General features: G+C 70.1%; 18 protein-coding genes. 14 read left to right on the top strand and 4 right to left on the bottom strand.

The features are described from left to right. The first annotated feature begins 200 nt into the window (after positions 1-200). A complete protein-coding gene (locus tag NDW01_RS19475; RefSeq protein ID WP_252822544.1) occupies positions 201-2,207 on the top strand; it encodes a galactocerebrosidase in 2,007 nt (668 codons plus the stop codon). A 215-nt stretch (positions 2,208-2,422) separates the two neighbouring features. Here NDW01_RS19475 and NDW01_RS19470 read toward each other — a convergent pair whose 3' ends face one another. Continuing rightward, on the bottom strand, positions 2,423-2,974 hold the full coding sequence (locus NDW01_RS19470) for a DUF1707 SHOCT-like domain-containing protein (RefSeq protein ID WP_252822540.1): 552 nt from the start codon (positions 2,972-2,974) through the stop codon (positions 2,423-2,425). Positions 2,975-3,010: 36 nt separating this feature from the next. Beyond that, a complete protein-coding gene (locus NDW01_RS19465) occupies positions 3,011-3,613 on the bottom strand; it encodes a PadR family transcriptional regulator (protein ID WP_252822538.1) in 603 nt (200 codons plus the stop codon). A gap of 258 nt (positions 3,614-3,871) precedes the next feature. On the opposite strand from NDW01_RS19465, the gene NDW01_RS19460 reads away from it, so the two are divergent. After that, entirely contained in the window at positions 3,872-6,661 is a 2,790-nt protein-coding gene (locus NDW01_RS19460) for an aconitate hydratase (RefSeq protein ID WP_406567742.1), read from the top strand. A 45-nt stretch (positions 6,662-6,706) separates the two neighbouring features. Here the strand turns inward: NDW01_RS19460 and NDW01_RS44365 are convergent, their stop codons facing one another. Continuing rightward, complete coding sequence (locus NDW01_RS44365) at positions 6,707-6,958, bottom strand: type II toxin-antitoxin system PemK/MazF family toxin (protein ID WP_406567738.1); 252 nt, start codon at positions 6,956-6,958, stop codon at positions 6,707-6,709. Beyond that, the gene (locus NDW01_RS19455) at positions 6,912-7,184 is read right to left on the bottom strand and encodes a ribbon-helix-helix protein, CopG family (protein WP_252822534.1); all 273 of its coding nucleotides are present in this window, start codon (positions 7,182-7,184) and stop codon (positions 6,912-6,914) included. Before NDW01_RS19455 ends, NDW01_RS44365 begins: the two co-directional genes overlap by 47 nt. A gap of 374 nt (positions 7,185-7,558) precedes the next feature. Here NDW01_RS19455 and NDW01_RS19450 point away from each other — a divergent pair, with 374 nt between their 5' ends. The 12 genes from NDW01_RS19450 to NDW01_RS19400 all read left to right on the top strand — a co-directional run bounded on the left by NDW01_RS19450 (position 7,559) and on the right by NDW01_RS19400 (position 22,989). After that, positions 7,559-8,407, top strand: coding sequence for a helix-turn-helix domain-containing protein (locus NDW01_RS19450; protein ID WP_252822532.1), 849 nt, complete (start codon positions 7,559-7,561; stop codon positions 8,405-8,407). Further along, on the top strand, positions 8,404-8,520 hold the full coding sequence (locus NDW01_RS44360; RefSeq protein WP_406567737.1) for a DUF397 domain-containing protein: 117 nt from the start codon (positions 8,404-8,406) through the stop codon (positions 8,518-8,520). Before NDW01_RS19450 ends, NDW01_RS44360 begins: the two co-directional genes overlap by 4 nt. A gap of 91 nt (positions 8,521-8,611) precedes the next feature. Continuing rightward, entirely contained in the window at positions 8,612-9,517 is a 906-nt protein-coding gene (locus NDW01_RS19445) for an alpha/beta fold hydrolase (protein WP_252822530.1), read from the top strand. Then, positions 9,514-10,059, top strand: a complete 546-nt coding sequence (mug, locus tag NDW01_RS19440; protein WP_252822528.1) for a G/U mismatch-specific DNA glycosylase — start codon at positions 9,514-9,516, stop codon at positions 10,057-10,059. Before NDW01_RS19445 ends, mug begins: the two co-directional genes overlap by 4 nt. 131 nt (positions 10,060-10,190) lie before the next feature. Further along, complete coding sequence (locus tag NDW01_RS19435) at positions 10,191-11,252, top strand: LacI family DNA-binding transcriptional regulator (RefSeq protein WP_252822526.1); 1,062 nt, start codon at positions 10,191-10,193, stop codon at positions 11,250-11,252. A 239-nt stretch (positions 11,253-11,491) separates the two neighbouring features. Beyond that, a complete protein-coding gene (locus NDW01_RS19430; RefSeq protein ID WP_252822524.1) occupies positions 11,492-14,500 on the top strand; it encodes an alpha-mannosidase in 3,009 nt (1,002 codons plus the stop codon). Continuing rightward, positions 14,493-17,567 carry an alpha-mannosidase gene (locus NDW01_RS19425; RefSeq protein ID WP_252822522.1) on the top strand — a complete coding sequence of 1,025 codons (3,075 nt, stop codon included), beginning with the start codon at positions 14,493-14,495 and terminating at the stop codon, positions 17,565-17,567. The genes NDW01_RS19430 and NDW01_RS19425 overlap by 8 nt, the downstream gene beginning before the upstream one ends. Positions 17,568-17,741: 174 nt before the next feature. Next, positions 17,742-18,722 (top strand): acetylxylan esterase, encoded by a 981-nt coding sequence (locus NDW01_RS19420; protein WP_252822520.1) that lies wholly within the window; start codon positions 17,742-17,744, stop codon positions 18,720-18,722. After that, positions 18,719-19,792: a glycoside hydrolase family 130 protein gene (locus NDW01_RS19415; RefSeq protein WP_252822518.1), complete on the top strand. Its 1,074-nt coding sequence runs from the start codon at positions 18,719-18,721 to the stop codon at positions 19,790-19,792. The genes NDW01_RS19420 and NDW01_RS19415 overlap by 4 nt, the downstream gene beginning before the upstream one ends. Beyond that, positions 19,789-20,754, top strand: a complete 966-nt coding sequence (locus tag NDW01_RS19410) for a carbohydrate ABC transporter permease (protein WP_252822516.1) — start codon at positions 19,789-19,791, stop codon at positions 20,752-20,754. Before NDW01_RS19415 ends, NDW01_RS19410 begins: the two co-directional genes overlap by 4 nt. After that, positions 20,751-21,629: a carbohydrate ABC transporter permease gene (locus tag NDW01_RS19405; protein WP_252822513.1), complete on the top strand. Its 879-nt coding sequence runs from the start codon at positions 20,751-20,753 to the stop codon at positions 21,627-21,629. Before NDW01_RS19410 ends, NDW01_RS19405 begins: the two co-directional genes overlap by 4 nt. A gap of 64 nt (positions 21,630-21,693) precedes the next feature. After that, complete coding sequence (locus tag NDW01_RS19400) at positions 21,694-22,989, top strand: ABC transporter substrate-binding protein (RefSeq protein ID WP_252822511.1); 1,296 nt, start codon at positions 21,694-21,696, stop codon at positions 22,987-22,989. The last annotated feature ends 79 nt before the right edge of the window (positions 22,990-23,068 follow it).

Below are 23,068 nucleotides of genomic sequence, written 5' to 3'. Positions count from 1 at the left end.
CCGGCGGGAGGCCGCGGCGGGCGTTTCGTCCCTCCGACGGATCGATCGCGCTCCGTGCCGGATCTTGACGTGATCGTCATCTCAGGCTTCCATTGTCCCGGCATTCCTCGGACGTGGTTCGAGATATCGAACATCCTTGGCCGGCGCGTCCGTACGCCGTTTTCCGCCCATGCTCGGGGGACGATGAGAAAGGGAGTCCGATGAGACTCTGGAGATCGGTACGGCGAGGGCCGATGGCGGCGCTCGCCCTATCGGCGGCACTGCTGACCGGCCTGGCCGTGCCCGCGACCGCGGACGACACGCAGACCCGACCACAGACGATCACCGTCGACCCCACCGGCACCGGCCGCGTGTACGAGGGCGTCGGCGCGATCAGCGGCGGCGGCGGGACGTCTCGGCTGATCGTCGACTACCCGAAGCGGGAGCAGCGCCAGATCCTCGACTACCTGTTCAAGCCCGGCTACGGCGCCTCGCTGAACATCCTCAAGGTCGAGATCGGCAGCGACACCAACTCCAGCAACGGCGCCGAGCCGAGCCACGAACGCGCCGCAGGGGAGGTGAACTGCGACCGCGGGTACGAGTGGTGGCTGATGGAGGAGGCGAAGAAGCGCAACCCCGACATCAGGTTCTACGGCCTCGAATGGGGCGCGCCCAGCTGGTTCAAGGGCGGATTCTGGTCCCAGGACAACATCGGTTACCTGACCGACTGGCTCGGCTGCGCCCGCAGGCACCACCTGGACATCGACTACCTCGGCGGGTGGAACGAGAAGGGCTGGAACGCCCAGTGGTACGTCGACCTGAAGGCCACGCTGCGGCGCGAGGGGTACGACAAGGTCAAGCTCGTCGCCGCCGATAACGCGGGCTGGCAGATCGCGACCGACCTGAAGAACGACCCGGCCTTCAACGCGGCCGTCGACGTCGTCGGCATCCACTACCCCTGCACCGCGGTGCACTGCTCGAGCTCCGCCGACGCCCTGAGCCTCGGCAAGCCGATCTTCGCCAGCGAGTCCGGCTGGAACGACTACATGACCGGCGGCACGCGCCTCGCGGCCGAGATCAACCATGAGTACGTCGACGGGCGCATGACGGCGTTCATCAACTGGCCGGCGGCGTACGGCTGGTACCCGACCGTGCAGTACGCGGGCAGCGGGTTCCTGAAGGCCAACGAGCCGTGGACGGGCCACTACGAGCTCGGCCCGACCCTGTGGACCGTCGCCCAGACCGGGCAGTTCGCCCGTCCCGGCTGGCAGTACATCGACGCGGCGAGCGGCTACCTGAACGGCGGCGGCACGTACGTGACCCTGCGGTCGCCGGACGAGCGTCCCGACTACAGCACGGTCATCGAGACGACCGAGGCCACCGGACCGCAGACGATCAGCCTGCGTCCCGGCGCGGGACTGCCCGGCGGACCGCTGCACGTGGTGTCGACCCAGGTCTCCTCGACCGACCCGGCGACCTGGTTCGCCCGCGGCGACGACCTGCGGCCCGCCGCCGACGGTTCCTACCGGCTCACCGTGGAACCCGGGCGCGTCTACACGCTGACCACCCTCGCCCCGAGCCGTCCGGAGGCGACCGCACCGGCGACCCCGGCGTCCAAGCCCCTGTCGCTGCCGTTCGAGGACTCCTTCGAGGGCTACAAGAAGACCGCCACCCCGAAGTACTTCTCCGACATGGAGGGCGCGTTCGAGGTGGCGAAGTGCGCCGGCCGATCCGACCGCGGCAAGTGCCTGCGCCAGGTCATCACCCAGCAGCCCAACAAGTGGACGAAGGTGCCGGCACCGCTCACCCTGGTCGGTGACGCCTCCTGGACCGACTACGAGGCGAGCACGGACGTCCTGCTCGAGCAGTCCGGCTCGGCCGAGCTGCTCGGCCGGATCAACGGCCAGCACGACCCGCGTAAGAAGCCCAACCTGGTCCTCTGGAACGGCTACCACTTCAAGGTGTCCGACACCGGCGCGTGGTCCCTGTACGTGATCCAGAGCGACGGCACGACCCGGACCCTCGCCGAGGGAACGGTCGACGCCCTGGGCACCGGCACCTGGCACCGTCTGGCACTGCGCTTCCAGGGCACGGCGGTCGGCGCGCTGATCGACGGCAAGGAGGTCGCCGCCGTCACCGACGCGACCTACGGCCACGGCCAGTCGGGCGTGGCGCTGGACTCGTACATCAACGCGCAGTTCGACCGGTTCGCCGTCACGGCCCAGTGACGGCACGGGTGGCGGGGGCCCCTCAGGGAGGACCCCGCCACCCGTCTCCGGCGGGGCTCCCCTGACCGGGGGCCCGCCACCCGTCTCCGGCGGGGCTTCCCTGACCGGGGGCCTGCCACCCGTCTCCGGGTGGGCCCCTGACCGGGCTCCCGCCACGCGCCTCCGGCGGGGCCCCTCACCGGGGCCCTGCCATCCGGCGTCCGCTCGCGGCGCGGTCACCTGCTCAGGCGGTGCCGACGGCGCCCGTGCCGGATCCAGGTGAACGCCATCGCGCACCAGATGAAGGCGAACATCGGGACGAGGAACCAGCCGCGGGTCAGGGCCACGACCGCGAGGAACGCGACGAGGAACACGCCGGCGCGCGGCGCGAACCGCGGGTGCCCCCGGTACGCCATCCGCCCCGCCGCCGGATGCCCGGCCCACGGCGGCCCGTCCCGATACCGCTCGGCCCCGAGCGGCCCGTTCCACCGCGGCCCGCCCCAGGGGAGACCGTCCCAGCGCGGGTCGCCCCAGTGCGGGCCGCCCCACTGCCGGCGGGACCGGGTCGCCCGGCCCGCCTCGGCCACGGGCGCGACCGGGTCCGGGTCCGGGCTCCCGGGCAGGTCCCGGGTGACCTGCCGCAGGTCGCCGACGGTCTTGGCGGCGAGCGCCGCCGACAGCCGCTCGTCCAGCTCCTCCCGATCCAACCGGCCCTGCGCGAAGTGCTCGTGCAGGGCCGACGCCACGGCGTCCCGCTCCGCGTCCCCGATCCGCAGCTCGCCGTTCATCGGCTCACCTACTTTCGTCCTCGCTCCGGTGCCGGGTCACTCGTCCTCGGCGAGCAGGTGGTAAAGACGGCGGCGGGTCTCCGCCAGGATCTCCTTGGCCTGGGCGACCTGGGCCTCCGAGCCCGTCCGGACGATCTGCATCACGGCCCCGCCGGCGCCGGCCGCCGTCTTGAACAGGTCCCGTACGTCGTCGCGGACGTCCGAGGTCATCGCCTCCCAGGGCGCGCTGACCTCCTCCGGGTGCTCCTCGACGTACGCGCGGCCGGCCTCGCTGAGGCGGAACGTCTTCCGGCCCTCGCCCTCATCGCCCTCGATCAGCCCCTCGTCGGTGAGCTGTTGCAGGGCGGGGTAGACGGCACCGGGGCTCGGCCGCCACTCGCCGTGGCTCCGCTCCTCGATCGTCTGGATGAGCTGGTAGCCGTTGCGCGGCTCCTCGGCGAGCAGGGCCAGGATCGCCGCGCGTACGTCGCCGCGCCGGGCCTTCGTCCTGCCTTCGGCCCAGGGCGGCGGGCCGCCCCACGGGCCGAAGGGCGGACCCCACGGGCCGCCGCGCCTGCCCGCGCCACGTCCGCCCCGGCCGCCACGGCGACCGGCGGCGGCCCAGGCCTGCCACGGAGAGTCGAATGTCGCGTTGTGCATGTTCGGTACTCCCTTCCGAGAACCATCTGTGAGCGTTCGCGATACTCGAACGATATATCGGAAACGCTCGGAGTCAAGCAGGGAGGGTCGATACCTTGATATCGAGATATTCGTGATACCTTGATGTCGAGAGAAATTTCGGCGAAGTTAGGCGAGCCTCAGTGCGCGCGGAAGCGGGCGGCTGGGGCAGGATCCTGACGTATCCACCCATGAATCCCCGCGTACGCCGAACGAGCGGTGACCGCGCTCGGTGAGCGCGTGCAGGCTCGGGGAGCGCGTAGAGGAGGAGAAGACTTGAACAGCTTCGGCAGCCGCCAGACGCTGCGCGTCGGCGAGGCGTCCTATGAGATCTTCCGGCTGGATGCCGTCGAGGGTTCGGCGCGCCTCCCGTACAGCCTGAAGGTCCTGCTGGAGAACCTGCTCCGCACCGAGGACGGCGCGAACGTCACGGGTGAGCACATCCGCGCCCTGGCGGCCTGGGACCCGAACGCCCAGCCGAACCAGGAGATCCAGTTCACGCCGGCCCGTGTGATCATGCAGGACTTCACCGGCGTTCCGTGTGTCGTGGACCTGGCGACGATGCGGGAGGCCGTCCGGGACCTCGGCGGCGACCCGGCGAAGATCAACCCCTTGAACCCCGCCGAGATGGTGATCGACCACTCGGTGCAGGTCGACGTCTTCGGCCGCGAGGACGCCTTCGAGCGGAACGTCGAGTTCGAGTACGGCCGCAACAAGGAGCGCTACCAGTTCCTCAAGTGGGGCCAGAACGCCTTCGACAACTTCAAGGTCGTCCCCCCGGGCACCGGCATCGTGCACCAGGTGAACATCGAGCACCTGGCCCGCGTGGTCTTCGACAGCAACGGCCTGGCCTACCCCGACACCTGCGTCGGCACCGACTCCCACACCACGATGCAGAACGGCCTGGGCGTCCTCGGCTGGGGCGTCGGCGGCATCGAGGCCGAGGCGGCCATGCTCGGCCAGCCGATCTCGATGCTCATCCCGCGCGTCGTCGGGTTCAAGCTGACCGGCGAGCTGCCGGCCGGCACCACCGCCACCGACCTCGTGCTCACGATCACCGAGATGCTGCGCAAGCACGGTGTGGTCGGCAAGTTCGTCGAGTTCTACGGCGAGGGCGTCGCAGCCGTGCCGCTGGCCAACCGCGCCACCATCGGCAACATGAGCCCGGAGTTCGGCTCCACCTGCGCGATCTTCCCGATCGACGAGGAGACCGTCTCGTACATGCGGCTCACCGGCCGTCCGGCCGAGCAGGTCGACCTCGTCGAGGCGTACGCCAAGGAGCAGGGCCTCTGGCACGACCCGTCCCGCGAGGCCGAGTACTCCGAGTACCTCGAGCTGGACCTGTCCACCGTGGTCCCCTCGATCGCCGGCCCGAAGCGCCCGCAGGACCGCATCGCGCTGTCGGACGCCAAGTCCGCCTGGCGCACCGCCGTCCGCGACTACGTCCCGGACGGCGTCGAGGGCCCGACCGACGAGGCGTCCGCCGAGTCCTTCCCGGCCTCGGACTCCCCGGCGATCTCGCACGGCTCCAACGGCGACCGGCCCCACGAGGGCCCCGCCGACGCGACGGCCGGCCGGCCGAGCAACCCGGTCACCGTCAGCCTGGACGGCGCCGAGTTCGAGCTCGACCACGGTGCGGTCGTGATCGCCGCGATCACCTCCTGCACCAACACCTCGAACCCGTCGGTCATGATCGGCGCGGCGCTGCTCGCCAAGAAGGCCGTCGAGAAGGGCCTGTCCCGCAAGCCGTGGGTCAAGACCTCCCTCGCCCCGGGTTCCAAGGTCGTCATGGACTACTACGACCGCGCGGGCCTCACCCCGTACCTCGAGAAGCTCGGCTTCAACCTGGTCGGCTACGGCTGCACCACCTGCATCGGCAACTCCGGCCCGCTGCCGGAGGAGATCAGCCAGGCGGTCAACGAGGGCGACCTGGCCGTCACCTCGGTGCTGTCCGGCAACCGTAACTTCGAGGGCCGGATCAACCCCGACGTCAAGATGAACTACCTGGCCTCCCCGCCGCTCGTCGTCGCGTACGCCCTGGCCGGCTCCATGGACGTCGACATCGCGAACGGCCCGATCGGCACGGGCTCCGACGGGCAGCCGGTGTACCTGAAGGACATCTGGCCGTCGCCGCAGGAGGTCCAGGAGGTCGTCGACTCGGCGATCGCCCAGGAGATGTTCAGCCGCGACTACGCCGACGTGTTCGCCGGCGAGCAGCGCTGGCAGGCCCTCCCGGTGCCGACCGGCAACACCTTCGAGTGGGACGCCGACTCGACCTACGTCCGCAAGCCGCCGTACTTCGACGGCATGGCGGAGAAGCCCGAGCCGGTCGGGGACATCCGCGGCGCCAAGGTCCTCGCCCTGCTCGGCGACTCGGTCACCACCGACCACATCTCGCCGGCCGGTGCGATCAAGCCCGACAGCCCGGCCGGGAGGTACCTGACCGAGCACGGCGTCGAGCGGCGCGACTTCAACTCGTACGGTTCCCGGCGCGGCAACCACGAGGTGATGATCCGCGGCACGTTCGCCAACATCCGGCTGCGCAACCTCCTCGCGCCCGGCACCGAGGGCGGCGTCACCGTCAAGGACGGCGAGCAGCAGTCCATCTACGACGCCGCGCAGGCGTACGCCGCGGAGAACACGCCGCTGATCGTGCTGGGCGGCAAGGAGTACGGGTCCGGCTCCTCCCGCGACTGGGCGGCCAAGGGCACCGCGCTCCTGGGCGTCCGCGCCGTGCTGGCCGAGTCGTTCGAGCGCATCCACCGCTCGAACCTCATCGGCATGGGCGTCCTGCCGCTGCAGTTCAAGGACGGCGAGTCGGTCGAGTCACTCGGCCTGACCGGCCACGAGACCTTCGACATCGTCGGAATCGAGGCGCTCAACGGCGGCGAGACCCCGCGCGAGGTCACGGTCAAGGCCGGCGACAAGGAGTTCCAGGCGGTCGTCCGCATCGACACGCCGGGCGAGGCGGACTACTACCGCCACGGCGGCATCCTGCAGTACGTCCTGCGCTCCCTCCTGAAGAAGTAACCACCCGAGCGAACGGGCCGCCTCCCGAGAGGGAGGCGGCCCGTCTCACATCTCCAGAAGCCTCCGGACGATCACGCAGATCCGCTCCATGGTCATCGGATCGACCTCGCCGATCCGGCGTCTCAGCCGGACTGGGGAAGCGCTGCGCAGCTGCTCGACCAGCCCCCAGCTCGTCTGCCGGAGTCCGGTGTGCGTGCCGACTTCGACGTGGGTCCGCCAGCCACGCTCGGTGGTCGTCGTCGCGGGGTGTTCACCATGCGGAGTAGTCGGTGTCGTCGAGATCTGACAGTCCGTCACCGGCGGCCTTGTCGAAGACGGCGGCCTCCGCTTGGTGGTCGGCCCATGCCTCGGGGTCCGCTCTGGTCGCGGCGATCTGCCGGTTGAGATCTCCGAAGAATCTCTTGTGTTCATAGTCGCGCATCGCCTCGTCGATGACGGCGGACATAGGCCGGCCGGACTCGCGCGCCAGCGCGGCGATGCGGTCACGAGTGTCGGCGCTGACTCTCACGGTCACCGTCCCCATGCTCGCAGTGTACGGAGCGTGTCGACAGATCCGTAGACACTGAGCGACACAGGGATATCCGCGACTGTGAGTCATCACTGTGGACGGGGTGCATGACGCCCGATCCGGCGTACGGGCTGGGGAGCGTGTTATCGGCCTGCTCGCCGTCGTTGTCGCCTTGCCGTCGCGGTTGCCGGAGCGATGACCGATTCGCCGCCTTTGCCCGTCCATGTCGACGTCAATGCTGGAGGACGTTCTGCCCTGGATGGCCTCAAGCCGCCAACGCCTGGATTCTAATGACAATCCGCTGTCAAATGATTACGGTTGGTTGTGAAGCGGTGTGCATCAGAGTGGTGTACCGCTCCACTCTCCGTAGCCCGAACCGGGAGGTCGGCATGTCCAGCGCTCAGCAGTACGACACCGACATCGACGCTCTACGCGCCCACTTCAGCCGGGAGCTACGCCGCCTGCGTGAGCACGCGAGTCTGTCCAGGAATCGACTCGCCGAGGCTCTCGGCTGCAGTCCGCAGTGGATCTACAAGCTCGAGAAGACCGACAAGACCGTCTCCGAGCAGGTGGCGTACGACCTGGACACCTATTTCAAGACCGAGGGCTGGGAGCGCGACGACGGCCTCTTTCACCGCATCTACGAGGACCTGCGCAGTTCCGGCCGACGACGTGTCCTGCTGCCGGGTTTCGACGCTTACGTGCGTTACGAAGCCAGAGCAGTAGGGATTCGTTGCTTCGCGCCGCAGGTCGTCCCGGGCCTTCTCCAGATCGAGTACTACATGCGCGGCCTCATGGACCCGGCCGCGCCGGGGGAGACCCTGGAGGCTCGGGTGGCAGGTCGCCTGGAACGCCAGACGATTCTCACCCGTGACAAGCCGCCGATCGCGAGGTTCGTCCTCGATGAATCCGTGCTCCGGCGACCGGTCGGCGGCCCTAAGGTCATGGTCGATCAGGTCGACCATTTGATCGGCCTCGCTCAGTCCCCGAGGATTCAGGTGCGGATCATGCCCTTCGACAGGGTCACGCCCGCAGCGCTGGTAGGGAACTTGATCCTGCTCAGTTTCGAGCGGGAGAGCGACTTGATGTACACCGAGGCGAGTGACGTCGGTCAGCTGACCGGAAGCAAGGAGATGGTCTCCAAGGCCGGGGTGGATTTCGAGACGATAATGGGTGAGGCTCTGAGCCGGGGCGAGTCCCTCGACCTGTTGAGCCGAGCGCGGGAGGCGTACCTGTGAGTCCTACGAAATCGACGGTCGTCCTGTGGCGTAAGAGCAGCCACAGCGGGGGTAACGGCGGCGAGTGTGTCGAGGTCGGCGTGGTGCGGTCGGATTCACCGGGACGCGCGTGATCGCTGGTGGCCACTGTTGCTAGGCGGCAGTGACGGCCAGTGATCAAGGTTGGTCAGTTTGCGACGTGCCTGATAGGGCAGATCGCCCGCCATGTTCTTCGAGGGTTTCGACCTTGAGCGGGTGGACGTCGGGGAGGCCGAGCTGCGGGTGCGGTACGGCGGGGCCGGGCCGGGGCTTCTGCTGCTGCACGGGCATCCGCGGACGCACGCGACGTGGCACAGGGTCGCGCCCCTGCTCGCCGATCGGTTCACCGTCGTCTGCCCTGACCTGCGGGGATATGGGCAGTCGTCCAAACCGCCCACGACGCCGGACCACACGCCGTATTCGAAACGGGCGATGGCCCGTGACTGCGTGGCGTTGATGCGGGCGCTCGGGCACGAGCGGTTCGCCGTCGCAGGCCACGATCGGGGCGGTTACGTGGCCCTGCGCACCGCGCTCGACCACGCCGGCGCCGTCACGGCGCTGATCGCCATGGACGTGGTGCCGATCGGGGAGGCGCTGGCGCGCTGTGACGCGCGGTTCGCGGCGAGCTGGTGGCACTGGTTCTTCTTCGGGCAGACCGAGAAGCGGGCGGAGCGGGTCATCAGCGCCGATCCGGACGCCTGGTACACCGCGACGGACGAGTACATGGAGCCCGAGGCGTGGGCGGACTACCAGAACGCCATCCACGATCCGGCGACCGTGCACGCGATGATGGAGGACTACCGCGCCGGACTCGGCGTGGATCGCGCGCACGACGACGCCGACCGGGCCGCCGGCCGCCGGGTCTCCTGCCCCACGCTCGTGCTGTGGGGGCGCAAGGACGACATGGAGGAGCTGTACGGCGACCCGCTCGCCGTGTGGCGCCCCTGGACGACCGACCTGCGCGGTAACGGCCTGGACTGCGGCCACCACATGGCGGAGGAGTCGCCGGAGAAGCTGGCCGGGCGGATCGGGTCGTTCCTCGCCGAGGTCCTGGCCGGTCCCGGCAGGGCGGCCGGTATGGTCCGAGGGTGACGAGCCGACCGACCGCAGCCGACCTGGAGGCCGCGCGGGACCGGACGATTCCGGACGTCGTGCCGCCGCCTGGCGGGGTGCTGTTCTGCGGGATCAATCCCGGGCTCTACTCCGCCGCGACCGGATGGCACTTCGCGCGGCCGGGCAACCGGTTCTGGCCCGCGCTGCACCGCTCCGGCTTCACCGACCGGCTGCTGCACCCCAGCGAGCAGGACCTGCTGCCCTCCTACGGGGCCGGGATCACCAACCTGGCGGCCCGCGCCACCGCCCAGGCCGCCGAGCTGACCGCCGAGGAGCTGCGGGAGGGCGGCGCGCTGCTGGAGAAGTTCGTGGAGCGGCACCGGCCGCGGATCGTCGCGGTGCTCGGCGTCACCGCGTTCCGTGCGGCGTTCGGGCGGCCGAAGGTGAAGATCGGCCCGCAGGATGAGCGGCTGGCTGAGGCGGCGCTGTGGATCCTGCCGAATCCCTCCGGCCTGAACGCGCACTACACGCCGGCCGCGCTGGCCGAGGAGTTCCGCCGGGTTAAAGAGGCCGCCGGGTAGGACGTCCGCCGAGGCCCCACCACGGGATCGGTGCTCTCGCGCCGACTCGGCATAGTATGCCGACCGGACACGGCTACCGGCGGAGTGCCGGGTCATGCGGGGACCGGTCCGCCGCGGGAAGGATCGCAGGGGTGAGCATCGGGGACGGCGAGTGGGACGAGGCCAGGTCGGGGCCCGTGCCGAGGCCACGGATGCAGGACATCGCGGTCGTGCTCGGCGTCAGCATCAAGACCGTCTCGCGCGCGCTGTCCGGTGCGCCGAACGTGCGCGAGTCGACCCGTGAACGCGTGCTGGCGGAGGCCGCGCGGCTCGGCTTCCGCCGCAACGACATCGCCGCCGGTCTGCGCAGTACCCGGCAGACGATGAAGACCATCGGGGTCGTGCTCGGCGATCTCGCCAACCCGTTCTTCCCGCCGATGCTGCAAGGCATCCATTCGGTCGCCGCGCGCCATGGGCACCTCGTGATCAGCGCGGATTCCCAGGGCGACAGCGCGGTGGAGCGTGAGTCCATCCAGACCATCCTGGCCCAGCGGGTCGCTGGCTTGATCATCTCTCCGACGGGTACCGATTTCAGCTACCTGGCCCAGGAGTCGGAGTTCGGCTCGGCCATCGTGTTCATCGACTCCGCGCCGCTCGGTCTCACCACCGACGCCGTCATCACCACCAACACGGCGAGCACCCGGCACGCGGTCGCGCACCTGATCGGGCGGGGCCACCGGCGCATCGGATACATCGGCCACCCGCCGCAGGGCTACGGCGCTCCAAAGCGGTGGCTCGGCTACTGCCAGGCGCTGCGCCACGCCGGCATCGAGGTCGACGCCGCTCTCGTCCGTCGGGGCCTGACCACCGAGGCCGACGCCGCGCGCGCGGCGACGGAACTCCTCGCTCTTCCCGACCCGCCCACCGCGCTGTTCGCCGACAACAACCGGATGACCATCGGCATCCTCCAGTCGCCGAGATACGCGGCATGCCATCCGGAGGTGGTCGGCTTCGACCACTTCGATCTCGCACCGCAGCTGGGGATATCCGTGGTCGACAGCGATCCGTTCCGGGTCGGCAGTGCCGGCGCGGAGCTGTTGTTCCGCCGGCTGGCCGACCGGGAGCGCGCACCGACACAGACCACCGTCCGGGCGAAGTTGATCGTCCACGACCAGCCGGCCTTCGCCCCCGTCCGGTCCCGCCGGACCCGGTGAGACCAGAGGTCCTTTCGAAGCGCGCTCGACCAGCCCGTCGTCGTCATGGTCCGCCTCCGGCGCTCCGGATGTCAACGTTGACATTTTCGCTTCGCCTGTGACACGTTCGGCGTGCCGGACCGGCTGCGGGCTCTGCCGCATCGCCGTTTGCATCTCACGTCCTCGTGCTTCGCTGAGAAGGCCGCGCCACCGTGCCGCCCGGCACGTCGACCGTGGTGTAGCGAAGGGAAGTACCGAGAGTGCATGACAGACGCATGCTCACCCAGGAACGGGTCGAGCGGGCGTTGCGCGAGCGGATCCGACCGGCCGTCGTGATCTCGAGCGTGCCGCTGGAGATCACCGTCAACCACCTGCCCGGTGAGCCGATCCCCGCCCTGGAGGCGATCGCCGGGGAGTTCGTCCCGGCCCGGGCCGGTGACCGGTGGGGGCCGCCGTGGGGCACCAGCTGGTTCCACGTGACCGGGCGGGTGCCCGCCGAGTGGTCCGGCGGCAGGGTGGCATTCCGCGCCGACCTGGGGTTCTCCGGCGGTCCGGGCTTCCAGGCCGAAGGACTCGTCTACCGGCCCGACGGCGTTCCGGTGAAGGGCATCGAACCGGACAACACCGAACTGCTCATCGCGGAGCGGGCCGCCGGCGGTGAGGTCGTCGACTACTACCTGGAGGCGGCGGCGAACCCGCCCGTCATCGAGCAGGCGTTCCGGCCCACCGATCTCGGTGACGTACGCACGGCGCCGCGCGATCCGCTCTATGTTCTGACCGCACTCGAACTGATCCACATCGACGAGACCGTACGGGCGCTCGGCCACGACGTCGACGTGCTGCTCGGGCTGGCGCGGGCGCTGCCGGAGAACTCGGCCCGCGGCGGGGAGATCCTTCACGTACTGGCCCGCATGCTCGACGACCTCGACACCGGCGAGGTCGCGGACGGCGCGGCGCGGGCCCGCGAGACGCTCAAGCCGTTGCTGGCGGCCCCGGCCGATCACGGCGCGCACCGCGTCTCCGCGGTCGGACACGCGCACATCGACTCCGCGTGGCTGTGGCCGATCCGGGAGACCGTCCGCAAGTGCGCTCGCACGTTCGCCAACGTGACGAGCCTCGCCGAGCAGTACCCCGAGCTGCGGTTCGCCTGTTCTCAGGCCCAGCAGTACGCGTGGATCCGCGATGCCCACCCCGACCTGTTCGCCCGGATCCGCGCGGCGGTGACGGCCGGCACCTTCGTTCCCGTCGGTGGCATGTGGGTGGAATCGGACACCAACATGCCCGGCGGCGAGGCGCTCGCCCGCCAGTTCGTACAGGGCCAGCGGTTCTTCCGCCAAGAGTTCGGGATCACGTGCCGCGAGGTATGGCTGCCGGACTCGTTCGGCTTCACCGCCGCGCTGCCGCAGATCGCCACGCTCGCCGGAATGAACTGGTTCCTGACTCAGAAGCTGGCCTACAACGAGACCAACCGCTTCCCGCACAACACCTTCTGGTGGGAGGGGATCGACGGGACCCGGATCTTCTCGCACTACCCGCCGGTGGAGAACTACAACGCCGAGCTCGTTCCGGCCGATCTGGCCTTCGCGGCCGAGCGGTTCACCGAGACCGGCGCCGCCGGCCGTTCGCTGGTGGCCTTCGGGCACGGCGACGGCGGGGGCGGCCCCACCGGCGAGATGCTGGAGCGCGCGCGGCGCCAGGCCGACCTGGCCGGTTCGCCCGAGGTGGCGGTGCAGACCCCGGCGGAGTTCTTCACCGCCGCGCAGGCCGAGTACCCCGACGCACCCGTCTGGGTGGGGGAGCTGTACCTGGAGTCGCATCGGGGCACCTACACGTCCCAGGCCCTGATGAAACAGGGCAACCGGCGCTCCGAGCACCTGCTGCGCGAGGTCGAGTTGTGGGCGGCGACGGCGGCCCGCCGGGGACTGGCCGACTATCCGTACGAGGAACTGGAGCGGCTCTGGCGGACGGTGCTGCTTCACCAGTTCCACGACATCCTGCCCGGTTCCTCGATCGCCTGGGTGCACCGCGAGGCCCGCGAGACGTACCGGCGCGTGATCGCGGAGCTGGAGGTCCTGCGTGACGCGGCGCAGCGTGCGCTCGCCGGCACGGGCGACCGGGAGCTCACCTTCAACGCGACGCCGCACCCCTGGGCCGGAGTCCCGGCACTGGGCGCCGCCGAGACCGGCGACGACGGCGCGCCGGTCACGGTGACCCGTGAGCCGGACCGCATCGTGCTCGACAACGGCCTGGTGCGGGTCGGCATCGACGGGCGGGGACTGGTCAGGTCCGTACGCGACCTGACCGCCGACCGGGAGATCGTGCCCGCCGGGACGGCGGCGAACCTCCTCCAGCTGCACCCCGACCGGCCCAACACCTTCGACGCCTGGAACGTCGACGAGTTCTACCGCAACCGGGTCGAGGACCTGACCACGGTCGAGTCGCTGAACGTCGAGGGCACGGTGGTGCGGGTGCGGCGGTCCTTCGGCTCGTCATCGGCGGTGCAGACGATCACGCTGGCGCCCGGCAGCCGTACCGTCGAGTTCGGCGTGGAGGTGGACTGGCGCGAGCGCGACCGGTTCCTCAAGGTCGCCGTCCCCATCGACGTGCACACCGACCGCGCCACGGCCGAGATCCAGTACGGCCACCTGACCAGGCCCACCCACGCCAACACCACCTGGGACGCGGCCCGGTTCGAGGTATGCGCCCACCGGTTCGTCCACGTCGGAGAGCCCGGATACGGCGCCGCCGTGGTCAACGACTCCACCTACGGCCACGACGTCACGCGCACGCTCCACCCCGGCGGCGGGACGTACTCGACGGTCCGGTTGTCCCTGCTGCGCGCGCCCCGGTATCCGGACCCGGACACCGACCAGGGCGCCCACGGTTTCAGGTACGGGCTGGTGTGCGGGGCCGACCTCGGCGCGGCCGTCCGTGCGGGCTACCGGATGAACCTGCCCCGGCGCACCCTGTCCGGCGGAGGTCCGGTCGAGCCCGAGGTGGTGGTGGACGACCCGGCGGTCGTGGTCGAGGCGGTGAAGCTGGCCGACGACCGGTCGGGCGATCTGATCGTTCGGCTGTACGAGTCGCGCGGCGCGCGGGCACGAGCCACCGTGTCCGTGCGAACGCCCGGACCGGCGGTCGAGACCGACCTGCTGGAGGAGCCGCGCCCGGATGGCCGGTCGTTCGGGGCGGGCGGCCCGATCGTGCTGGAGCTTCGGCCGTTCGAGATCGTGACACTGCGGTTCGCGTCCGGAGGCCAGAGTGAGTGAGGACCTCTTCCGTGGACGGCTGCGGCGGGTCCTGGAGCGCCGGCTGCGGCCGGCCCGGTACGGCGCCCGGCTCCCGCTCGCGGTGACCGCCTGGCACGTGCCCGGTGAGCCGGTCGACGTCGCGACCGCGCTGGGCGCGGACTACGCGCCGTTCGGTGCGGGGGAGCGGTGGGGCCCGCCGTGGGGGACGACCTGGCTGCGGTGCACGGCGGCGCTGCCCGCCGAGTGGGTCGGCCGCCACGCCGAGGCGACGGTCGATCTCGGGTTCACCGGCGTCGGCCCCGGATTCACCGCCGAGGGCCTGGTGTACTCACCGGACGGCGTGCCGCTCAAGGGCATCCACCCGCTCAACCGGTATGTCCCGATCGATCCGGACGGGTCCGGCGGCGTCGGCATGGCCGCCGGGCCGCTGCGGGCCGGTACGCGGGTGGACTTCCTCGTCGAGGCGGCGGCGAACCCGACGATCCACCAGCCGTACCCGTGGGCGCCGACCGACCTGGGCGACGTCCGCACGGCGGGCCGGGAGCCGCTGTACCGCTTCAGCGGCGCGGAGATCGCCGTGGTCGACGACGAGGTCCGCCGGCTGGTCGCCGACGTCGAGGTGCTCGACGGCCTGCTGGACGTGCTGCCGGCGGCCTGGCCGCGCCGGTACGCCGTGATGCGGGCGCTGACCGGGATGATGGACTACCTGGACCGGACCGAGCTGACCGGGACCTGGTCGGCGCGTACCGCACGGGAGATGATCGCCGACGTCCTGCGCAGCCCGGCGGCGGCCACCGCGCACCAGGTGACCGCGGTGGGGCACGCGCACATCGACTCGGCCTGGCTGTGGCCGATCCGCGAGACGGTGCGCAAGGTCGCCCGTACCGTCGCCAACGTCACCGCGCTTCGCGCCGTGCATCCCGAACTCGTCTTCGCCTTCTCCCAGGCCCAGCAGCACGCCTGGCTGAAAGAGCACCAGCCGGCGCTGTTCGAGCGCCTGCGGGCGGCGGTGGCTGACGGTGCCGTCCTGCCGGTCGGCGGCATGTGGGTCGAGTCGGACGCGAACCTGCCCGGCGGTGAGGCCATGGTGCGCCAACTGGTGCACGGCAAGCGTTTCTTCCTCGACGAGTACGGCATCGAGTCCGACGAGATCTGGCTGCCCGACTCGTTCGGGTATTCGGCGGCGCTGCCGCAGCTCTTCCGGCTCGCCGGAGCGACCCGTTTCCTGTCCCAGAAGCTGTCCTGGAATCAGACCAACCGGTTTCCGCACAGCACGTTCTGGTGGGAGGGCCTCGACGGCAGCCGGGTGCTGGCCCACTTCCCGCCCGTGGACACCTACAACAGCGACCTGTCCGCGAAGGATCTCGCCGGAGCGCGGGATCGCTACGCCGACGAAGGCCGTACGAGCCGGTCGCTGGTCCCCTTCGGCTGGGGCGACGGCGGTGGCGGCCCGACCCGGGAGATGCTCGAGCACGCGGCCCGGCTGTCCGACCTCGAAGGACTGCCCCAGGTGCGGATCGGCACACCGGCCGAGTTCTTCGACGCGGCGGAGGCCGAGGCGGCCGGCGCGCCGGTCTGGGCCGGTGAGCTGTACCTGGAGGTGCATCGCGGCACCTACACCACCCAGGCGGCGGTCAAGCGCGGCAACCGGCGCTGCGAGCACCTGCTGCGCGAGGCGGAACTGTGGTGCGCGACCGCGGCCGTCCGGGGCCTGGCCCCCTACCCGTACGAGGAACTGGACGCCTTGTGGAAAGAGGTGCTGCTGTACCAGTTCCACGACATCCTCCCCGGCTCGTCGATCGCCTGGGTCTACCGGGAGACGACCGAGCGTTACGCGGTACTCGAGAGGCGGATCGCGGACCTGGCGCGGGCGGCGATGGCCGCGCTGGCGGGTACCGGCCGGCGCAGGCTGGTGTTCAACGCCGCCCCGCACGACCGCGACGGCGTACCCGCACTGGGCGCGGCGGTGGCGGAGGAGGCCGCGGTCCCGCGTGCGGGGCGCGCCGACTCGGGCCGGATCGTCCTGGACAACGACCTGGTCCGGGCGGAGATCGACGAGCGTGGTGCCGTCGTCTCGGTGTACGACCGGGTGGGCGGCCGGGAGCTGGTGCCGCCCGGCGCGGACGTCGGCCTGCTGCGCCTGCACGCCGACCATCCGGTGGGCGCGGACGCGTGGGACGTCGACGAGCACTACCGAGCCGCCGCGCTCGACCTGCGCGACGCCGACAGCGTGGATCTCGCGACGGACGACGACGGCGTCCCGGTCGTCACCGTGGTCCGCTCCCACGACGGCTGCCGGTTCGTGCAGCGCGTACGGCTGGCCGCCGGCGCCGGCAGGGTCGACTTCGAGACCACGGTCGACTGGCACGTACCGCAGCGGTTGTGCAAGGCGGTGTTCCCGCTGGACATCCGGGCGGACACCGTCGCCGCGGAGATCCAGTTCGGCCACGTCCGCAGACCGTTGCACCGGAACACGTCGTGGGAGATGGCGAAGTTCGAGGTGTACGCGCATCGGTTCGTGCACGTCGGCGAGCCGAGCTACGGCGTGGCGCTGGTCAACGACTCGACGTACGGCTACGACGCCACCCGGCACGTCCGCCCGGACGGCGGCACCACGACGGTGGTCGCCCTGTCGCTGGCCCGGACGCAGCAGTTCCCCGATCCCCATGCCGACCAGGGCGAGCACGTCTTCCGGTACTCCCTGGTCTGCGGCGCCGACGTCGCCACCGCGGTGCGTGAGGGATACCGGATCAACCTGCCGCCCCGGACGGTCGTCGGCGGGGATGACGTCGCGCCGCTGGTGACGACGGACGGCCCGGCCGTGGTGGAGGCGGTGAAGCTCGCCGACGACGGCTCGGGAGACCTGGTCGTACGGCTCTACGAGCCGCTGGGCGACCGGGCACGGGTGCGTTTGTCGACTCCCGAGGCGGTGCGTGACGCGCGGCTGGTGGACCTGCTCGAACGGGACGCCGGCCCGGCGGATCTCGATGGCGACGGGGTGCGGATCACCCTGCGCCCGTTCGAGATCCTGACGGTCCGCATGCGCCTGCGGGGCCAGGGCGTGCCCACCGGGCAGCGCCCTTAGGGCCTCCTCGGAGACCGGCCGTCAGGCCTTTCACATCCACACAATGTCAACGTTGACATCGGCTTAGTCGTATGCGAGCGTTTAACACGCGGGACACATCAGTGACACACGGGATTAACGCGACGCATGCGACACCGCCCCTGTCATCTGGAAGTCCCAGAGAGGGGAATCTCCGTGCAGTTCGACCTGCCTCTTCAGGAGTTGTACGAATTCCGTTCCGCCGCCGTGGCGCCTGACGACTTCGACGACTTCTGGTCCGAAACTCTCGCCGAGGCCGCGGCGCATCCGCTCGACGCGCGGTTCACGCCGGTGGACACCCGGTTGTCCACCATCGACGTCTACGACGTGGCGTTCGGCGGGTACGCGGGACAGCGCATCGCCGCCTGGCTGATGGTGCCGCGCAACGGCGTCCGGCCGCTGCCCGCCGTCGTCGAGTACCTCGGGTACACCGGCGGTCGCGGGAAGCCGGCCGAGTCGCTCATGTGGAGCGCGGCCGGCTACGCCCATCTGCTCGTCGACTGCCGGGGCCAGGTCGGCGCGGACACCCCCGACCTGGGCTGCACCGGCGCGCCACAGGCCGGCGGCCTGGTGACCCGGGGCATCGAGGACCCGAACGACTACTACTACCGGCGGGTCTTCACCGATTCCGTACGCGCCGTCGACGCGGTGCGCCGGTTCGACGGCGTCGACCCGGAGCGCGTCATCGTGGCCGGGGGCAGCCAGGGCGGCGGGATCTCCCTGGCGGTCGCCGGGCTCCGGCCGGACGTCATCGGGCTGATCAGCGACGCACCGTTCCTGTGCGACATCATGCGGTGCGCCACCATCACCGACGACGCGCCCTACTCCGAACTGCGTGAGTACCTGCGGGTCCAGCGGGACAAGCTCGACCGGGCCGAGCGAACGGTGTCCTACCACGACGGAGTCCACTTCGCGAGCCGTGCGGTGGCACCGGCCTTCTTCTCCGTGGGGCTGATGGACACCATCTGCCCGCCGTCGAGCGTGTTCGCGGCCCACAACGCGTACGGCGGGCCGAAGCGGATCCAGGTCTGGCCCTTCAACGGCCACGAGAACGGCATGGGCCACCTGCGCGAGCTGCACCTGGAGTTCGCCAACTCGCTGGCCAAGCCCGAAGCGGTCGCGGCGGTGGCGGAATGAGCGTCGTCCCGTACCGCTTCGAGCGGCTGGGCGTGGTGATGAGCCCGGACCCCGACGACCCGGCCGAGGCCGAGGGCACCCTCAACCCGGGCGGCGCCGTCACCCCGGCCGGCGAGATCGTGCTGTTCCCCCGGATCGTGACCGACGGCAACGTCTCGAGGATCGCCCGTGCCACGGTGACCTTCGAGGACGGCGTCCCGACGGGCGTACGCCGGGAGGGGCTGGTCCTCAAGCCGGACCGGAGCTGGGAGCGGGCGAGCGACCACGCCGGCGTCGAAGACCCGAGGGTGACCCGGATCGACGCGCTGGACCGCTGGCTCATGACGTACGTGGCGTACGGACCGCTCGGACCGCGTACCGCCCTGGCGGTCTCCGCCGACCTGATCGTCTGGCGCCGGCTCGGCCCGCTGGTGTACGTCTACGACGACGACGCGGACGTCGAGCTGAACCTCGTCTGCAACAAGGACGTCGTCATCCTGCCCGAGCCGGTCGCCGGCCCGGACGGCCGCCCCGCGCTGGCCGTCCTCCACCGGCCGATGTGGGGGGAGGCGCTCGATGGGCGGGAGCTCGGCCGGTACACCCCGGCGGGCCACGACGGCGAGGGCCTGTCGATCTGGCTTTCCTACATCGACCTGGAGGCGGCACGCGCCGACCCGCGCATGCTGATGGTGCTGTCCGGTCATCGGGAGATCATGAAACCCGAGCAGCCGTGGGAGTGGACGAAGATCGGTGCGGGGCCGCCGCCGATCCGCGTCCAGGACGGCTGGCTGCTCGTCTATCACGGCGTCGGCCCGACGGGCGACGGCGGCCAGGTGTACCAGGCCGGCGCGGCGTTGCTCGACGCCGACGACCCCGGGTACGTCCTCGCGCGCAGCAAGGAGCCGTTGCTGTCGCCGGAGTCGGAGCAGGAGCGCGTCGGCACCGTGGACAACGTCGTCTTCCCGACGGCGCTGCTCCCGCACGAGACCGGGCTGCTGTGCTTCTACGGCATGGCCGACGCCCGGATCGGCGCGGCGCGGCTGGTGCGATCGGCCGGTCACGTCGGATCGGCCGGGGGAGGGGCCCGGTGACGGCGACCGGGGTCGCCTCGACCGCGAGCGTCGACCGGGGCGCCCGGACGCGGGCCCGCCGCCGGAGCGGAGCGGTACGCGCGTTCCTCACCGGCCACCTGTTCATCCTGCCGGGCATCCTCGGGCTGGGCCTTCTGGTGGTCTATCCGCTGGTCACCTCGGGGTACCACGCCTTCACCGACTGGAACGGCCTGACCCCGGCCAAGTGGACCGGCCTGAAGAACTTCAGATACCTGCTGGGCCACGACCCGACGTTCTGGCCGTCGGTACGGGCGACGCTGCTGTTCGTCGTCATCACCGTGCCGGCGATGCTGGCGGGCGGGTTGGCGCTGGCGGTGTTGGTCAACCGGTCTCTGCGCGGCGTACGGATCTTCCGGACCATCTTCTACCTGCCGGTGGTGCTGCCCTCCATCGCGGTGATGGCGCTGTGGAAGTACGTCTACGACCCGCAGTACGGCCTCGCCAACCAGGTGCTCAAGACGCTGCACCTGCCGACCAGCATGTGGGTGGGCAGCACCCGCATGGCCATGCCGGCCGTGGTCGTGGTGGGCCTGTGGGGCGTCGGCAGCACGATGATGATCTTTCTGGCGGGGCTCCAGGCCGTACCGGCCGAGCTGTACGAGGCGGCGCAGGTCGACGGCGCGGGACCGATCCGGACCTTCTTCCGCATCACCCTGCCGATGCTCACGCCGATCCTCCTTCTCCAGGTCGTCCTGCAGATGAATGCGGCCTTCCAGACCTTCAACCAGATCGCCATCCTGACCAAGGGCGGCCCCGGCACGACCACCGACGTGCTGATGTACAAGATCTACTCCGACGGGTTCAAGAACTACCTGTCCACGCCTCAGTTGGGATACGCGACGGCTGAGGTCTGGATGCTGTTCCTGATCGTCATGGTGGTCACCGCGATCACTCTGCGGTTCTCCTCGATCTGGGTCTACGCCGGGGAGGGTGACAAATGACGGTCCGATCCGGTCCCGGGGGCCTGGCGATGCGAGTGCCGCTGCGCGCCTCGCGGATCTCCTGGTATCTGCTGTGCGCGGTGCTCGGCGTCTCGATGCTGCTGCCGCTGCTGTGGATGCTCTCGATCGCGCTCAAGAGCGGTCCGGACGTCAACCGGATACCGCCGCAGTTCCTGCCGCACGAGTTCCAGTGGTCGAACTTCGTCGACGGGCCGAAGATGGTCGACTTCTACCGGCTGCTGGCCAACACGGTCATCGTCACGGTGCTGTCGACGATCGGTTCGGTGGTCAGCTCGATGCTCGTCGGCTACGGCCTGGCCCGCATCAAGTTCCGCGGCCGCAAGTTCTGGTTCTACGCGTTCACGGCGAGCATCTTCATGCCGCAGATCGTCGGGCTGATCCCGCTGCAGCGGCTGTGGATCGACCTCGGGCTGATCGACACCTGGGTCCCCCTGATCGTGCCGTCGTTCCTCGGCGCTCCGATCTTCGTCTTTCTGGCTCGCCAGTACTTCCTGGCCATCCCCTTCTCGCTGGACGAGGCGGCCAAGATCGACGGTGCCGGTCACCTGCGGATCTTCTGGTCGATCATGATCCCCCTGACGCGGCCGGTGTGGATCACCATCGCGATCCTGTCCTTCCAGCTGTCCTGGAACGACTACCTCAACCCGCTGGTCTACCTCCAGAGCGCCCATCGTTTCACGCTGTCCCTGGGAATGGCAGGGTTCGTCAGCGACAGCGCCGGCCAGGCGACGTCTCAGTACAACCTCTTCATGGCCACCAATCTGCTGTACATGCTGCCCCCACTGCTGCTCTTCTTCTTCGCGCAGCGGCACTTCATGCAGGGCATCGGCGCCCTCGGCATGAACTCCAAGTAGCACTCTCACCCCGCTTTTTCACCTTTCGCGCGGACCCGCATTCAGGCGGGCCCGGGAGGCTCTCATGAGAATTCACAGGATCGGCGTCGCCGCCGTCGCCGCGGCCCTTCTCGCCAGTGCCGGATGCGGTTCCAGCGGTGGTTCGCACGGCGCCAAGACCGTGACCTGGATGTCCTGGGAGACGGTCCAGACGAACAACGCGATGGACGCCGCGTTCGGCGCGTTCACCACGTCGACGGGCATCACCCTCAAGCGCCAGGAGGCGCCGAACGCCGACTACGCGCAGAAGCTCGCGTCACTGATCATGTCGAAGAAGATCCCGGACTTCTTCTGGTGCAGCAACACCGAGGAGCAGACGCTGGCCGCGCAGGGCCTGCTCTATGACTGGACGGCGTACGCCAAGAAGAACCAGGGCATCGACCTGAGCAAGTTCTCACCGGGCGCGCTGGACTCCTGGTATGCGAAGGGGAAGCTGTACGGCATACCGACGCTGGCCAACACGTACGGCGTCTTCTACAACAAGGCACTCTTCGACAAGGCGCACGTCAAGGTGCCGGCGGCCGGCTGGACGTACGACGAGATGTTCGCCGACGCGGCGAAGCTGACCGGCCGTAACGGCGCCAAGCAGGGCCTGGTCACCCAGTGGCCGCTGCTGACCAATCCGTTCGGGCTGTCACAGTACTCGGTCTCGGCCGGCGGGCGGCCACTGGCGACGACCGCCACCAACGTCAAGCAGGTCACCGCCGACCCGAAGATGCTGGAGGCCGCCCAGCGGTACGCCACGGCCATCAAGGCCGGGCAGATCACCACCCCCGACTACAGCTACAACTCCGACCCCGCGATCCCGGCGTTCGCCAACGGCTCGGTACCGATGCTGTTCGGGGGCCAGTGGGTGGCCCAGACGATGGTCTCCAGTAAGCCCTCCTTCGAGTGGGGCTACGCGCCGATGCCCCAGGTCACCAAGAACGTGCAGTTCACCGAGAGCAACGGCGTCTGCTCACCGGCCACCCTCGGCGACCCCGACCAGGTGTGGAAGGCGGTGTCGTACCTGGAGACGAACGTCTTCAACGAGACGATGCGCAAGATCCCGGTGGCGCCGATCGCGTACCTGCCCGGCTCGACCGGCTACTTCCAAGGGCTCGCCGGCCAGGGCCCCGGGCCGGAGAGCATGGCCGCCACGATCAAGTACGAACTGAACGCCCCCATCAAGGTGCAGTCTGCGTTCCTCGATGGCTGGGCCACCAAGGCCACCAACATCCTGATGGCCGACTGGAACCCGGCGATCGCCGGTAAGACCGATACCGCGGCCGGGGTCGCCAAGACCATGAAGGAGATCAACGCCCTGGCAAGCGGCTCCTGAGTCCGGTCGCCCATCCCGCTCGCACCGCCCCTCCACTCGTGCCGGCCTACTCCGGCCGGTCCAGGCTGCCTCGACAAGG

This window comes from Actinoallomurus soli (assembly GCF_024055715.1).
Lineage (GTDB): Bacteria > Actinomycetota > Actinomycetes > Streptosporangiales > Streptosporangiaceae > Actinoallomurus > Actinoallomurus soli.
This window is presented reverse-complemented; position numbering and strand designations above follow the sequence as displayed.

Excerpts from the sequence above, each read along its gene's own strand:
- NDW01_RS19475 (WP_252822544.1), top strand. The coding sequence starts at position 201 with ATGAGACTCTGGAGATCGGTACGGCGAGGGCCGATGGCGGCGCTCGCC.
- NDW01_RS19470 (WP_252822540.1), bottom strand. The coding sequence starts at position 2,974 with ATGAACGGCGAGCTGCGGATCGGGGACGCGGAGCGGGACGCCGTGGCG.
- NDW01_RS19465 (WP_252822538.1), bottom strand. The coding sequence starts at position 3,613 with ATGCACAACGCGACATTCGACTCTCCGTGGCAGGCCTGGGCCGCCGCC.
- NDW01_RS19455 (WP_252822534.1), bottom strand. The coding sequence starts at position 7,184 with ATGGGGACGGTGACCGTGAGAGTCAGCGCCGACACTCGTGACCGCATC.
- NDW01_RS19450 (WP_252822532.1), top strand. The coding sequence starts at position 7,559 with ATGTCCAGCGCTCAGCAGTACGACACCGACATCGACGCTCTACGCGCC.
- NDW01_RS19445 (WP_252822530.1), top strand. The coding sequence starts at position 8,612 with ATGTTCTTCGAGGGTTTCGACCTTGAGCGGGTGGACGTCGGGGAGGCC.
- NDW01_RS19415 (WP_252822518.1), top strand. The coding sequence starts at position 18,719 with ATGAGCGTCGTCCCGTACCGCTTCGAGCGGCTGGGCGTGGTGATGAGC.
- NDW01_RS19405 (WP_252822513.1), top strand. The coding sequence starts at position 20,751 with ATGACGGTCCGATCCGGTCCCGGGGGCCTGGCGATGCGAGTGCCGCTG.
- NDW01_RS19400 (WP_252822511.1), top strand. The coding sequence starts at position 21,694 with ATGAGAATTCACAGGATCGGCGTCGCCGCCGTCGCCGCGGCCCTTCTC.